Origin of the sequence: Kribbella flavida DSM 17836 (assembly GCF_000024345.1) — a bacterium.
GTDB lineage: Bacteria > Actinomycetota > Actinomycetes > Propionibacteriales > Kribbellaceae > Kribbella > Kribbella flavida.
This window is the reverse complement of sequence record NC_013729.1, coordinates 5,435,519-5,447,900: the sequence shown is the minus strand read 5'-3', so window position 1 is coordinate 5,447,900 and position 12,382 is coordinate 5,435,519. Positions and strand designations below refer to the sequence as shown.

Sequence of the window (12,382 nt, the reverse complement as noted above, 5' to 3'; positions counted from 1 at the left end):
AGGAAGCAGGGAAGCAAATGGCGGAGCTCACGATCAGGCCGGAGGAGATCCGGGACGCCCTGGATCGCTTCGTCTCCAGCTACGAGCCGGAGACGGCGACCCGCGAAGAGGTCGGCACCGTTGTCGACGCCGGTGACGGCATCGCGCACGTCGAGGGTCTGCCCTCGGCGATGACCAACGAGCTGCTGGTGTTCGAGGACGGCACCCAGGGCATCGCCCTGAACCTCGACGTCCGCGACATCGGCGTCGTCGTTCTCGGCGAGTTCAGCGGCATCGAAGAGGGCCAGCAGGTCCGCCGGACCGGCCAGGTGCTGTCCGTGCCGGTCGGTGAGGGCTACCTGGGCCGGGTCGTCGACCCGATGGGCAAGCCGATCGACGGTCTGGGCGAGATCACCAACCTCGAGGGCACCCGTGCCCTGGAGCTGCAGGCGGCCGGCGTGATGGACCGCCAGGAGGTCCGCGAGCCGCTGCAGACCGGCATCAAGGCGATCGACGGCATGATCCCGATCGGCCGGGGCCAGCGGCAGCTGATCATCGGCGACCGCAAGACCGGCAAGACCGCGATCGCGGTCGACACGATCATCAACCAGAAGGCCAACTGGGAGTCCGGCGACCCGCAGAAGCAGGTCCGTTGCATCTACGTCGCGATCGGCCAGAAGGGCTCGACGATCGCCTCGGTGCGCGGCGCGCTCGAAGAGGCCGGCGCGATGGAGTACACCACCATCGTGGCCTCCCCGGCGTCCGACCCGGCCGGCTTCAAGTACGTCGCGCCGTACACCGGTTCGGCGATCGGCCAGCACTGGATGTACCAGGGCAAGCACGTCCTGATCGTGTTCGACGACCTGACCAAGCAGGCCGAGGCCTACCGCTCGATGTCGCTGCTGCTGCGTCGCCCGCCGGGCCGCGAGGCGTACCCCGGTGACGTCTTCTACCTGCACAGCCGGCTGCTCGAGCGTTGCGCGAAGCTGTCGGCGGAGCTCGGCGGCGGCTCGATGACCGGTCTGCCGATGATCGAGACCAAGGCCAACGACGTCTCGGCCTTCATTCCGACCAACGTCATCTCGATCACCGACGGCCAGATCTTCCTGCAGTCGGACCTGTTCAACGCCAACATCCGGCCTGCCATCGACGTCGGTATCTCGGTGTCCCGGGTCGGCGGCGCCGCGCAGGTCAAGGCGATGAAGAAAGTTTCCGGCTCGCTGAAGCTGGACCTGGCGCAGTTCCGCGCGATGGAGGCGTTCGCGATGTTCGCCTCCGACCTCGACGCCACCTCGCGCCGTCAGCTGGACCGTGGTCAGCGTCTGGTCGAGCTGCTCCGCCAGCCGCAGTACTCGCCGTACCCGGTCGAGGAGCAGGTCGTCTCGATCTGGGCCGGCACCACCGGCAAGTTCGACGACGTACCGGTCTCGGACGTGCTGCGGTTCGAGCGCGAGTTCCTCGACTACCTGCGCCGGGAGACCAAGGTCCTCGACGGCATCCGCGAGACCAGCCAGTTCGACGACGACGCCCAGCAGGCCGTCGTGTCCGCGCTGAGCTCGTTCAAGCCGACCTTCCAGACCGCGAGCGGCGAGCTGCTGGCCGGTCGCGAGGAGGCCCAGGCGATGGACGAAGAGGACGTCGAGCAGGAGCAGATCGTCCGGCAGAAGCGGGGCTGATCGACCGTGCCAGCCAGTCTGCGGGAGCTTCGCGAGCGCCGGGCCTCGGTCTCGACGATCAAGAAGCTCACCCGCGCGATGGAGCTCATCGCGGCGTCCCGGATCGTCAAGGCGCAGCAACGCGCCCAGGCGGCCGGTCCGTACGCGCGTGAGCTCACCCGTGCCGTGTCGGCGGTGGCGACGTTCTCGAACGTCGACCACCCGCTGACCACCGAGAAGCCCAACCCGAAGCGGGCCGCGGTCCTGCTGATCACCTCCGACCGCGGCCAGGCCGGCGCGTACTCCTCCTCGGTCATCCGGGAAGGCGAGCGCCTGCACCAGCTGCTGCGCGAGGACGGCAAGGAGATCGTGCCGTTCCTCACCGGCCGCAAGGCGATCGCCTACTACACCTTCCGGCAGCGCGAGGTCGCGCAGTCGTGGAGCGGTGAATCCGACGCGCCGACGTTCGCCCGGGCCCGGGAGGTGGCCGACGCACTGATCGAGGCCTTCCTGACCCCGACCGAGGAGGGCGGCGTGGACGAGATCCACGTCGTGTTCACCCGGTTCGTGTCGATGCTGACCCAGCGGCCGGAAGTGATCCGGCTGCTGCCGCTGGAGGTCGTCGAGGGCGCCGAGGCGCCGGCCGCGGACGACGTGCTGCCGCTGTACGAGTTCGAGCCGTCCGCCGAGGACGTGCTGGACGGGCTGCTGCCCAAGTACGTCGCCAGCCGGATCCACTACTGCATGCTGCAGGCGGCCGCGTCCGAGCTGGCCAACCGGCAGCGGGCGATGAAGTCGGCCACCGACAACGCGCAGGACCTGATCGAGCGCCTGACGCGTGAGGCCAACCAGGCGCGCCAGGCTCAAATTACCCAAGAAATCAGCGAGATCGTCGGTGGCGCTGGCGCGCTGGCCGATGCATCAGCCGGGAGCGAGTGAGAGAGATGACTGCCACGGTTACCGAGAACAACAACGAGGCGGGCGCCCGCGGCGTCGGTCGCGTCGCCCGGGTGATCGGCCCGGTCGTCGACATCGAGTTCCCCGCGGACCAGATGCCGGAGATGTACAACGCGCTCGAGGTGGACATCACCCTGGGCGACGTCACCCAGACGATCACCCTCGAGGTCGCCCTGCACGTCGGCGACAACATCATCCGGGCGATCTCGATGAAGCCCACCGACGGCCTGGTCCGCGGTACCGAGGTGCGCGACACCGGTGCGGCGATCTCCGTGCCGGTCGGCGACGTCACCAAGGGCCGGGTCTGGTCCGTGACCGGCAAGTGCCTGAACCAGGACGAGTCCGAGTTCGAGATCACCGAGCGCTGGCCGATCCACCGCAAGGCGCCGGCCTTCGACCAGCTCGAGTCCAAGACCGAGATGCTGGAGACCGGCATCAAGGTGCTGGACCTGCTCACGCCGTACGTCCAGGGCGGCAAGATCGGCCTGTTCGGCGGTGCGGGCGTCGGCAAGACCGTGATGATCCAGGAGATGATCTACCGGATCGCGCACAACTTCGGTGGCACCTCGGTGTTCGCCGGCGTCGGTGAGCGGACCCGTGAGGGCAACGACCTGATCCACGAGATGGAGGACGCCGGCGTCTTCAAGGACACCGCGCTGGTCTTCGGTCAGATGGACGAGCCGCCGGGCACCCGGCTGCGGGTCGCGCTGTCCGCGCTCACGATGGCGGAGTACTTCCGCGACGTGAAGGAGCAGGACGTGCTGCTCTTCATCGACAACATCTTCCGGTTCACCCAGGCCGGTTCCGAGGTCTCCACGCTGCTCGGCCGGATGCCGTCCGCGGTGGGTTACCAGCCGAACCTGGCCGACGAGATGGGTGTGCTGCAGGAGCGGATCACCTCGACCCGGGGTCACTCGATCACCTCGATGCAGGCGATCTACGTGCCCGCCGACGACTACACCGACCCGGCGCCGGCCACCACCTTCGCGCACCTGGACGCGACCACCGAGCTGTCGCGTGACATCGCGTCGCGTGGTCTGTACCCGGCCGTGGACCCGCTGACCTCGACGTCGCGGATCCTCGACCCGCAGTACATCGGCCAGGAGCACTACGACGTGGCCGTGCGGGTGAAGCAGATCCTGCAGAAGAACAAGGAACTGCAGGACATCATCGCCATCCTGGGTGTCGACGAGCTGTCCGAAGAGGACAAGATCACCGTCGCCCGGGCGCGCCGGATCGAGCAGTTCCTCTCGCAGAACACCTACATGGCGGAGAAGTTCACCAACACCCCGGGTTCGACGGTGCCGCTGAAGGACACCATCGAGTCGTTCAAGAAGATCACCGAGGGTGAGTGCGACCACATCGCCGAGCAGGCGTTCTTCAACGTCGGCAGCCTGGACGACGTCGAGCGGCGTTGGGCTGAGCTCCAGAAGGAACTCTGATGGCCGACGACGGTGGCAAGCACCTCGAGGTCGCGCTGGTCGCGGCCGAGCGGGTGGTCTGGGAGGGGCAGGCGAAGATCGTCATCGCCCGTACCACCGACGGCGACGTCGGTATCCTCCCGGGCCACGCCCCGCTGCTGGGTCTGCTGCAGGGTGGCACCGTGCAGGTGCGCACGGTCAACGACGAGTACTTCGTCGCGGCCGCGCCGGACGGTTTCGTCTCGGTGGCGAACGACCGGGTCTCGATCCTGGCCGAGCAGGCCGAGATGGGACACGACATCGACCTCGAGGAGGCCAAGCGTGCCCTCGAGCAGGCGCAGGCCACCGGGACCGACAGCGAGGACGAGCAGGAGCGGGTCCGGCTCGCCGAAGCCAGGGTGAGGGCCGCCGAGCAGGCGGTCTGACCCCACCTGTCATAATTCAACATCGTCACAGTCAGTACGGTTCGGGGAAGGTGCCGCTCGGTCGTCGGCATCAGGAATGAGGTCGGCATATGAGGACAGTCCTCGATGTGGTCGGGGTCTGTTTCCTTGCTGCCGTACTGCTGGTAGTCGCTTTCGCGTGCCGCCGTCGCTGGTTGTCCAGGGACGGCGGCACGTTCGATTGCAGCCTCCAGCTGGCCCAGAAGGACCACGGCCGCGGCTGGGCCCTCGGCCTGGCCCGGTACGTCGGTGACGACCTCCAGTGGTTCCGCGTCTTCAGCCTGGCCTGGTGGCCGAAGCTGGTCGTCAACCGCCGCCAGCTCCAAGGCGTCACCACCCGCCGCCCGATGGGCAACGAACCCCTGGTCACCTACGCCGGCCACGTCATCGTCGACGCCGCCCTGCGCGACCGCACGGTGCACTTCGCGATGACCGAGGAAGCCCTCACCGGCGTACTCGCCTGGATGGAATCCGCCCCACCCAGCAGCCAGACGTACCACTAGGGCGTGTCTCCCGAATCCCCGCCTACGGCGCGGAATCGGGGAACACGCCCTGGATGCTTGTCCGGCCCGTCTAGGGTCGGGGTATGACGGGCATTGTGCTGGAGCTGGATCTCACCCGGGGTGTGTTGGAGACGCCGCCGGGGTCGCCGCTGGCTGCTGTGCGGGCTCGGCATCTGCCGACCGTGCGGGAGCTGGTGGTAGGGCTGCGCAAGGCGGCCGAGGACGAGCAGGTGGTGGGGCTGGTCGCGCACGTGGGCGGGCCGGCGCTCTCGCTGGCGCAGGTGCAGGAGCTGCGGACGGCCGTCGTGGGGTTTCGGGCGGCGGGGAAGCGGGCGGTGGCGTGGAGCGAGTCGTTCGGCGAGGCCGGCGGCGGCACCGTGCCGTACTACCTGGCGACGGCGTTCGACGAGATCTGGGTGCAGCCGTCGGGGGAGCTCGGGATCACCGGGGTCTCGGTGCAGGCGACGTTCGTCCGCGGGGCGCTGGACAAGGCCGGCGTCATCCCGCAGTTCGGCAAGCGGCGGGAGTACAAGACCGCCGTGGACACCTTCACCGAGAAGGAAATGACCGGCCCAGCGCGGGAGATGGCGGCGCGGCTGGCGGAGTCGGCGTACGAGCAACTCGTCGAGGGGATTGCCGGCGAGCGGGAGCTCTCGGTCGAGCGGGTGCGCGAGCTGGTCGACAACGCGCCGCTGGCGGCCGAGGCGGGGCGTGAGGCCGGGCTGGTGGATCGGCTGGGCTACCGCTCCGACGTGTACGACGAGCTGGAGAAGCGGTTCGGGCCGACGACGGCCCTGCTGGTCGAGCGCTACCACCGGCGCGGTCCGCGCACCCTGCACGACGCCCTCGACAACCTGCCGTGGCCGCCGAAGCCCACCGTCGCGGTCATCCGGGTGAACGGCGGGATCACCGTCGGCCGCAGCTCCGGTGGTGGGCCGCTGGGCAGTCCCCGGTCCGGCTCGGACACCATCACGGCCGCGCTGCGAGCCGTTGCCGCCGACGACAAGGTCAAGGCCGTCGTACTGCGGATCGACAGCCCAGGCGGCTCGTACGTCGCCTCCGACGCGATCCGGCACGAAGTTCTGCGGCTGCGGTCGACCGGGAAGCCGGTGATCGCGTCGATGGGCAGCGTCGCCGCCTCCGGCGGGTACTTCGTGGCGATGCCGGCCGACGTGGTCGTCGCGCAGCCGGGCACGATCACCGGCTCGATCGGTGTCCTGTCGGGCAAGGGTGTCGTTCGCGACGCGCTCGGCCGGATCGGCATCACCCAGCAGGCTGTCTCCGAAGGCACGAACGCGCGGATGTACTCGGCGCAGGAGGAGTTCTCACCGCAGCAGTGGGAGCGGCTGGAGGAGACCCTGGACCGCATCTACGCCGACTTCGTCGCCAAGGCGGCCGAGGACCGCGGGCTCGGGGTGGACGAGCTCGAGGCGCTCGCCCGCGGCCGGGTGTGGACCGGCGCCGACGCCCACCGCCACCAGCTCGTCGACGAGCTCGGCGGCTTCGAGCACGCCCTCCAGCTCGCGTGCGCCCGGGCCGGCCTGGACCGCGACCACATCGCCGTCACCGCCGCTCCGCACCGCACGTTCCTGGACCGCCTCCGCCCGCCGACCTCCACCGACGACCTCGCCGCCACCACTCAGCCACTGACGGTCGACGGCCTGACGACGAGCCTGTACGCCGCTCTCGGCCTGCCCCCGACCGGCGCCCTCACCATGCCGCTCAACTGGACCATCGGCTGAGCCCTACACCCGCGGGAACAGTTCGAGCTCGAAGGTCTCACCGGACGTGAGACCGAGCGAGTCGGTGACCGGGTGAGGTGCACCGGTGTAGGTGGTCGCTTCGTCCATGTAGATGTTCACGTGAGCGAAGCGAGCCTGGTCGGTGGTGTTCGGCAGCGCCATGTGGCCGGTGTAGCCGCTGTGGAAGGTGCAGTCGCCGGCTCTCAGGGGCACGGTCACCCGAGCAGACCAGCGGAGATCGGGTGCCTGGGTGAAGAGGTCCTGCTCGTCGCTGAGGTCGTGAGGCTCCAGGCCGGTGATGGTCTGGGTGCCGGGCAGGAAGGTCATGCAGCCGCGCTCGGGCGGTACGTCGACCAGCGCGATCCACGCTGACAAGGGGAGCCGGTCGTTGGCGTGCGGCCAGTACGGGCGGTCCTGGTGGAACTGCGTCGCCGCGTTGCTGTTCGGCTCCTTGACCAGCATCTGGTCGTGCCAGAGCCGCAGCGGGAACCCGGCCAGCTGCTCGGCGATCCGCCCGAGCTCGGGGTGGAGGCTGAGCTCCCGCAGGACGGGATCGCGCTGCCAGACGTTGACCAGCTGGCTGAAGATGTTGTCGTGCTGGAGCCGGTCGGCCCGGTGCTGCTCGAGAAACTCGGCGGCGCGGGCGGCGTACCGGTCGACTTCGGCCGGGGTGAGCACACCACGGACCCGGACGAAACCGTTCTCCCGGTACGCCGTGACCAGGTGCGGCGCGAGCCGGCCGGTGTCGTCGAGGTCGGTGGGGGAGGCGGCGTCGGCGGCCGAGACATCCTGCTGGGGAAGCGAATTCATGGTGATCGGGTCTCCCTCGGGCCGGGGTCAGGTGCTTCCAGCGTGGACCCCGGGCCGCACTCGGAGACAGGTGAATCCCGGCCTGTGGTCGTACGATTCGGACATGCCGACGACGCTGCACGAAGCGCGGTTGTTCCGGGGTGGGCCGGTGTGGGGCGGGGTGCACCGGCTGGACGCGGACGTCGAGGCCCATGCTCACGACTTCTTCGAGATCGCCGTGATCGGCACCGGCGACGGGTGGCACCGGACGAGCCAAGGGGAGCGACGCGTACGCCGGGGCGAGGTGCTCGTGCTGCGGCCCGGGGCGTGGCACGCGTTCTCCCGGTGCGATGACCTCGTCGTCGCCAATTGCTGCGTGTCAGCTCGTGCGCTTCAGACCGAACTGTCCGCGCTGCACCAGGTCCCGATCCTTCGCGGCCTGCTCTGGACCACACCCATCGCCGCCGGGCTGCACGGAGTAGCCGTCACCGAGGTCGACCCCGCCGCGGCAACCGACGCGATCGCCGAGATCGCCAACCTCGCCCGGGACCTCGCAGACCGGCCAGAGCCCGGTACACCGGTGCGTCCGGCGGCCGAGAGCTCCGCAGCGGCCGGACGGCAGGGAAAACTGCTGGGACGTCTGGTGACGGTGCTGGGCGTGCTCGCCGACGGGCGAGTGGATCGAGCCGAGCCTCCGCCGGTGGTGCACCCGGCCGTGAGGGCGACGGTGGCGCGGTTCGAGGCCGATGTCGCGCAGAACTGGCGCCTCGACGATCTGGCCGCGGCGGTCAACCTCGACCCGGCGTACCTGAGCCGGCTCTTCCGGCGGCACACCGGCTTGAGCCCACTGGGATTTCTGGCGCGCCTGAGAGCCGAGCAAGCCGCGGCGTTGCTGGCCGCGTCGGACCTCCCGGCAGCGCGCGTCGGCGCAGCCGTCGGCTGGGACGACCCGACGTACTTCGCCCGCCGCTTCCGCGGCCTCGTCGGCCTCACCCCCACGCAGTACCGCGAACGCAGCCGCCGCTGACCGGCCACAGGTCCGGCGTCAGGACTCCTTGCGTTCGCCGCCGGGGACCCAGAGGACGTCGCCACCGGCGGAGAGGTTGGCGACCCGGCCGAGAATGAAGAGCAGGTCGGAGAGGCGGTTGAGGTAGGTGATGGCGAGCAGGTTGATGCTCGGGCCGTGGGCCTCGACCGCTGCCCAGCCGGCGCGTTCGGCGCGGCGGACGACGGTGCGGGCGACGTTCAGGTACGCCGCGCCCGGGGTGCCGCCGGGCAGGATGAAGCTGCGGAGCTTGGTGAGGCGGTTGTTGTAGTCGTCGCACCAGGCCTCCAGCCGGTCGACGTACTCCTGCGTGATCCGCAGCGGCGGGTACTCCGGGTCGGGCTGGATCGGGTTGCACAGGTCCGCGCCGACGTCGAACAGGTCGTTCTGGATCCTGGTCAGCAGCACGACGATCGCGCTGTTCAGGTGCCCGGCCGCGATCGCGACGCCGATGGTGGAGTTCGCCTCGTCCACCTCGCCGTACGCCGCCAGCCGCGGGTCGGTCTTCGTGGTCTTGCTCATGTCGCCCAGGCGGGTCTCGCCGGCGTCACCGGTTCGGGTGTAGATCCGCGTCAAGTTCACAGCCATGAGAAGGCACTCTACGCAAGCCCCGCCGAGGGGAGCAGCGCAAGCTCCGCCACGGGAAGCAGATACAGTCGGCGGGTGGAACGGTTTCGGATCGCGGGTGAGGCACGGCTCGACGGGTCGGTCGAGGTGGCGGGCGCGAAGAACAGCGTCTTGAAGCTGATGGCGGCGGCGTTGCTCGCCGAGGGCACGACGACGCTGCGGCAGGTGCCGGGCATTCTCGACGTCACCTTCATGGCCCAGCTGCTGGACACCCTGGGCTGCTCGGTGAAGGTCGACGGCGAGGCCGGTACGGCGACGATCGCGGTGCCGGGCGAGATCGGGCACCAGTGCGACTACGAGCTGGTTCGCAAGCTGCGCGCCTCGATCTCGGTGCTCGGGCCGCTGCTCGGCCGCTGCGGCCAGGCGGAGGTGGCGCTGCCCGGCGGCGACAACATCGGCTCCCGCGGGCTGAACATGCACGTGGCCGGTCTGGAGGCGATGGGCGCGAAGGTGCACATCGAGCACGGCTTCGTGATGGCCGAGGCGCCGCAGGGCCTGCACGGCGCCGAGGTCTGGCTGGACTTCCCCAGCGTCGGCGCGACCGAGACGATCATGATGGCCGCGGTGCTGGCCAAGGGCACCACGGTGATCGAGAACGCCGCCCGCGAGCCGGAGATCCAGGACATCGCCGCGATGCTGGTCGCGATGGGCGCGCAGATCGAGGGCGCCGGGTCGCCGCGGATCGAGGTGACCGGCGTCGAGGGACTGCTGAAGCCGGTCGACCACACCGTCGTCCCGGACCGGATCGTCAGCGGCAGCTGGGCGTTCGCGGCGGCGATCACCAAGGGCGACGTGACGATCACCAACGGCCATGCCGAGCACCTCGAGCTGCCGCTGGACAAGCTGTCCAAGGCGGGCGCGGACATCACCGTGCTGGACCAGGGGTTCCGCGTGCGGATGGCGGAGCGGCCGAAGTCGGTCGACGTCGTCACGCTGCCGTACCCGGGGTTCCCGACCGACCTGCAGGCGTTCGTGATCGCGATGAACGCGGTCAGCGACGGCGCCGCGATGGTCACCGAGAACCTGTTCGAGGGCCGGTTCACGTTCGCCCAGGAGCTGACCCGGCTCGGCGCGCACGTTCAGACCGACGGGCACCACGCGGTCATTCGCGGCGTCCCGCGGCTGTCCGGGGCGCCGGTGGTCGCCAGCGACATCCGGGCCGGTGCGGCGCTGGTGATCGCAGGGCTCGCCGCGGAGGGCGAGACGCTGGTCTCCGCCGCGCACCACGTGCACCGCGGCTACACCGACTTCGCCGGCAACCTGCGCCGCCTCGGCGCCGACGTCACGGTCGAGCCGGACGACGCCGAGCTGTACTGGAACTGAGCCCGGCGGTCCCGAGCGGTCGGCTGACCGGTGACCGCCGGGTAACTGCCTGGTCAGGTTAGGGTCAGGCGCATGACTGAGCGCCTGATCAAGCCCGTCGGCCGTGGATTCCTCTTCCTGGACTCACACCCCGCGGGGTGCGAGCGGCTGGTCGGCGAGCTGACCGGGCAGGTCGAGGCTCGGACGCCGGACAAGAACCCGGTCGCCCTGGTGATCGGTTCCAGCTCCGGCTACGGCCTGGCCGCGACGATCGCCGGGCTGGCCCGGTACGGGATCGACGGCGTCGGCATCAGCTTCGAGAAGGCCCCGACCGTACGCCGTACCGCGACCGCCGGCTGGTACCGCACGGCCGCCACCGCCGCGTACGCCGAACGGGCCGGGCGCTCGTTCCACTGCGTCAACGCCGACGCGTTCGCCGACACCACCAAGGCCGACGTGCTGGATCTGGTCGAGCGCGAGTTCGGCGGCGTCGACTACCTCGTCTACAGCGTCGCCGCCCCGCGCCGCGTCGACCCGCGCACCGGTACGACGTACCAGTCGGCGCTCAAGGCGATCGGCGAGCCGGCCCGGACCAAGAGCCTCGGGTACGACGACGGCCGGCCGGTGCTGCAGGAGGTCGGCATCGAGGTGGCGACCGACGAGGAGATCGCCGAGACCGTGCAGGTGATGGGCGGCGAGGACTGGGAGCGCTGGATCGACGCGCTGACCGACCGCAAGCTGGTGAACGACGGCTTCGCCACGGTCGCGCTGACCTACATCGGCAGCGAGCTGACCGGCCCGATCTACCGGCAGGGCTCGATCGGTGCGGCGAAGGCCCACCTGGAGCAGACCGCCCGCGACCTGACCGCCCGCGGGGTGCGCGCCTACACCTCCGTGAACGGCGCAGCGGTCACGCAGGCCAGCTCGGCCATCCCCGGCATCGGGCTGTACGTCAGCCTGCTGCACAAGGTGCTGGGCGAGGCGATGCAGACCCCGATCCAGCAGTCGGTCGCACTGTGGGACCAGCTGACCGGCGAGCGGCCGCTCGACCTGGACGACGAGGGCCGCGTCCGGCTCGACCGCTGGGAGCTCAGCGACGACGTCCAGCAGGCCGTCCGTGAACAGTGGAACGCCGTGACCCAGGACAACCTCGCGGCGGTCGCCGACACCGAGTGGTTCCACTCCGAGGTCCGCCGCCTCTACGGCTTCGATGTTGCCGGCGTCGACTACGACCAGCCCACCGAGGTCGACGTGGCGTGGCCGAAGTCCTGAGCCGTCGAAGCAGCCCACCTCCCGGGAGTTCAGCCGGCTGACGGGTGCTGCCGGGCGGCGAGGGCGGTGATGCCGGCTGCCGCTGCGGCGGCGAGTTCGGTGATCGTCGAGTCGTCGATGGTCAGGTTGATGATGTAGAGGCCGGCCGCGAGGGAGCCGAGCAGGAGCAGGTGGGCGACGGCGGGGTCGATGGCACCGGCCAGCTCGCCGCGAGCCACGGCTCGCCCGATGATGTCGGCGAGGCCGGCGTGCTCGGCGGCCAGGAACGTGTCCTGGAACCGGGCTTCCAGGTCGGGGTTGCCGGCGAGTTCGCTGATCAGGGCCGGCGCGACCTGCCTGGCCGCTTCAGTGGCCATGCGGGTGTGGGCTGCGCGGGCCAGTGCCAGCAGGTCTCCGTGCAGGGAGCCGGTGTCGGGCAACGGCGGCGGCCACTGCCCGTGCATGGTGGCGGCAAAGGCCATCTCGGCCTTCGAGGCGTACCGGCGGTAGATCGCCGCCTTGCCGACCCCGGCGCGGGCCGCGACCTGGTCAACGGTCAGTGCTGGGTAGCCGGCTTCGGCGACCAGCTCCCGGGTGCTCTCCAGGATCTTGTGATCCACCTGACTGTCCCGGGGGCGACCGCCGGGTTGCCTTCGCGTTGCCATCCC

General features: G+C 70.1%; 12 protein-coding genes. 9 read left to right on the top strand and 3 right to left on the bottom strand.

What is annotated here, in order from left to right; translation table 11 throughout:
- The first annotated feature begins 17 nt into the window (after positions 1–17).
- The 6 genes from atpA (at position 18) to sppA (ending at position 6,700) form a co-directional block, all read left to right on the top strand.
- Complete coding sequence (gene atpA / locus KFLA_RS25020; protein WP_012922618.1) at positions 18–1,655, top strand: F0F1 ATP synthase subunit alpha; 1,638 nt, start codon at positions 18–20, stop codon at positions 1,653–1,655.
- Between the two features lie 6 nt (positions 1,656–1,661).
- The gene (locus KFLA_RS25015) at positions 1,662–2,573 is read left to right on the top strand and encodes a F0F1 ATP synthase subunit gamma (protein WP_012922617.1); all 912 of its coding nucleotides are present in this window, start codon (positions 1,662–1,664) and stop codon (positions 2,571–2,573) included.
- Between the two features lie 5 nt (positions 2,574–2,578).
- On the top strand, positions 2,579–4,033 hold the full coding sequence (gene atpD / locus KFLA_RS25010; RefSeq protein WP_012922616.1) for a F0F1 ATP synthase subunit beta: 1,455 nt from the start codon (positions 2,579–2,581) through the stop codon (positions 4,031–4,033).
- A complete protein-coding gene (locus KFLA_RS25005) occupies positions 4,033–4,437 on the top strand; it encodes a F0F1 ATP synthase subunit epsilon (protein WP_012922615.1) in 405 nt (134 codons plus the stop codon). Before atpD ends, KFLA_RS25005 begins: the two co-directional genes overlap by 1 nt.
- 89 nt (positions 4,438–4,526) lie before the next feature.
- A complete protein-coding gene (locus tag KFLA_RS25000; protein WP_012922614.1) occupies positions 4,527–4,958 on the top strand; it encodes a DUF2550 domain-containing protein in 432 nt (143 codons plus the stop codon).
- Between the two features lie 83 nt (positions 4,959–5,041).
- On the top strand, positions 5,042–6,700 hold the full coding sequence (gene sppA, locus KFLA_RS24995; RefSeq protein ID WP_012922613.1) for a signal peptide peptidase SppA: 1,659 nt from the start codon (positions 5,042–5,044) through the stop codon (positions 6,698–6,700).
- Positions 6,701–6,703: 3 nt separating this feature from the next.
- Here the strand turns inward: sppA and KFLA_RS24990 are convergent, their stop codons facing one another.
- A complete protein-coding gene (locus KFLA_RS24990) occupies positions 6,704–7,510 on the bottom strand; it encodes a phytanoyl-CoA dioxygenase family protein (protein WP_012922612.1) in 807 nt (268 codons plus the stop codon).
- A 103-nt stretch (positions 7,511–7,613) separates the two neighbouring features.
- Between KFLA_RS24990 and KFLA_RS24985 the strand changes: the two genes are divergently transcribed.
- A complete protein-coding gene (locus tag KFLA_RS24985; protein WP_041290483.1) occupies positions 7,614–8,516 on the top strand; it encodes a helix-turn-helix domain-containing protein in 903 nt (300 codons plus the stop codon).
- A gap of 18 nt (positions 8,517–8,534) precedes the next feature.
- Here KFLA_RS24985 and KFLA_RS24980 read toward each other — a convergent pair whose 3' ends face one another.
- Positions 8,535–9,122: a cob(I)yrinic acid a,c-diamide adenosyltransferase gene (locus tag KFLA_RS24980; protein ID WP_012922610.1), complete on the bottom strand. Its 588-nt coding sequence runs from the start codon at positions 9,120–9,122 to the stop codon at positions 8,535–8,537.
- A gap of 75 nt (positions 9,123–9,197) precedes the next feature.
- On the opposite strand from KFLA_RS24980, the gene murA reads away from it, so the two are divergent.
- Entirely contained in the window at positions 9,198–10,484 is a 1,287-nt protein-coding gene (gene murA / locus KFLA_RS24975; protein ID WP_012922609.1) for a UDP-N-acetylglucosamine 1-carboxyvinyltransferase, read from the top strand.
- A 72-nt stretch (positions 10,485–10,556) separates the two neighbouring features.
- On the top strand, positions 10,557–11,735 hold the full coding sequence (locus KFLA_RS24970) for a trans-2-enoyl-CoA reductase family protein (RefSeq protein ID WP_012922608.1): 1,179 nt from the start codon (positions 10,557–10,559) through the stop codon (positions 11,733–11,735).
- A gap of 29 nt (positions 11,736–11,764) precedes the next feature.
- On the opposite strand, the gene KFLA_RS24965 is transcribed toward KFLA_RS24970, so the two are convergent.
- Positions 11,765–12,334 (bottom strand): TetR/AcrR family transcriptional regulator, encoded by a 570-nt coding sequence (locus tag KFLA_RS24965; RefSeq protein WP_148256731.1) that lies wholly within the window; start codon positions 12,332–12,334, stop codon positions 11,765–11,767.
- Positions 12,335–12,382: the final 48 nt, after the last annotated feature.

Excerpts from the sequence above, each read along its gene's own strand:
- atpA (WP_012922618.1), top strand. The coding sequence starts at position 18 with ATGGCGGAGCTCACGATCAGGCCGGAGGAGATCCGGGACGCCCTGGAT.
- atpD (WP_012922616.1), top strand. The coding sequence starts at position 2,579 with ATGACTGCCACGGTTACCGAGAACAACAACGAGGCGGGCGCCCGCGGC.
- KFLA_RS25005 (WP_012922615.1), top strand. The coding sequence starts at position 4,033 with ATGGCCGACGACGGTGGCAAGCACCTCGAGGTCGCGCTGGTCGCGGCC.
- KFLA_RS25000 (WP_012922614.1), top strand. The coding sequence starts at position 4,527 with ATGAGGACAGTCCTCGATGTGGTCGGGGTCTGTTTCCTTGCTGCCGTA.
- sppA (WP_012922613.1), top strand. The coding sequence starts at position 5,042 with ATGACGGGCATTGTGCTGGAGCTGGATCTCACCCGGGGTGTGTTGGAG.
- KFLA_RS24990 (WP_012922612.1), bottom strand. The coding sequence starts at position 7,510 with ATGAATTCGCTTCCCCAGCAGGATGTCTCGGCCGCCGACGCCGCCTCC.
- KFLA_RS24985 (WP_041290483.1), top strand. The coding sequence starts at position 7,614 with ATGCCGACGACGCTGCACGAAGCGCGGTTGTTCCGGGGTGGGCCGGTG.
- KFLA_RS24980 (WP_012922610.1), bottom strand. The coding sequence starts at position 9,122 with ATGGCTGTGAACTTGACGCGGATCTACACCCGAACCGGTGACGCCGGC.
- KFLA_RS24970 (WP_012922608.1), top strand. The coding sequence starts at position 10,557 with ATGACTGAGCGCCTGATCAAGCCCGTCGGCCGTGGATTCCTCTTCCTG.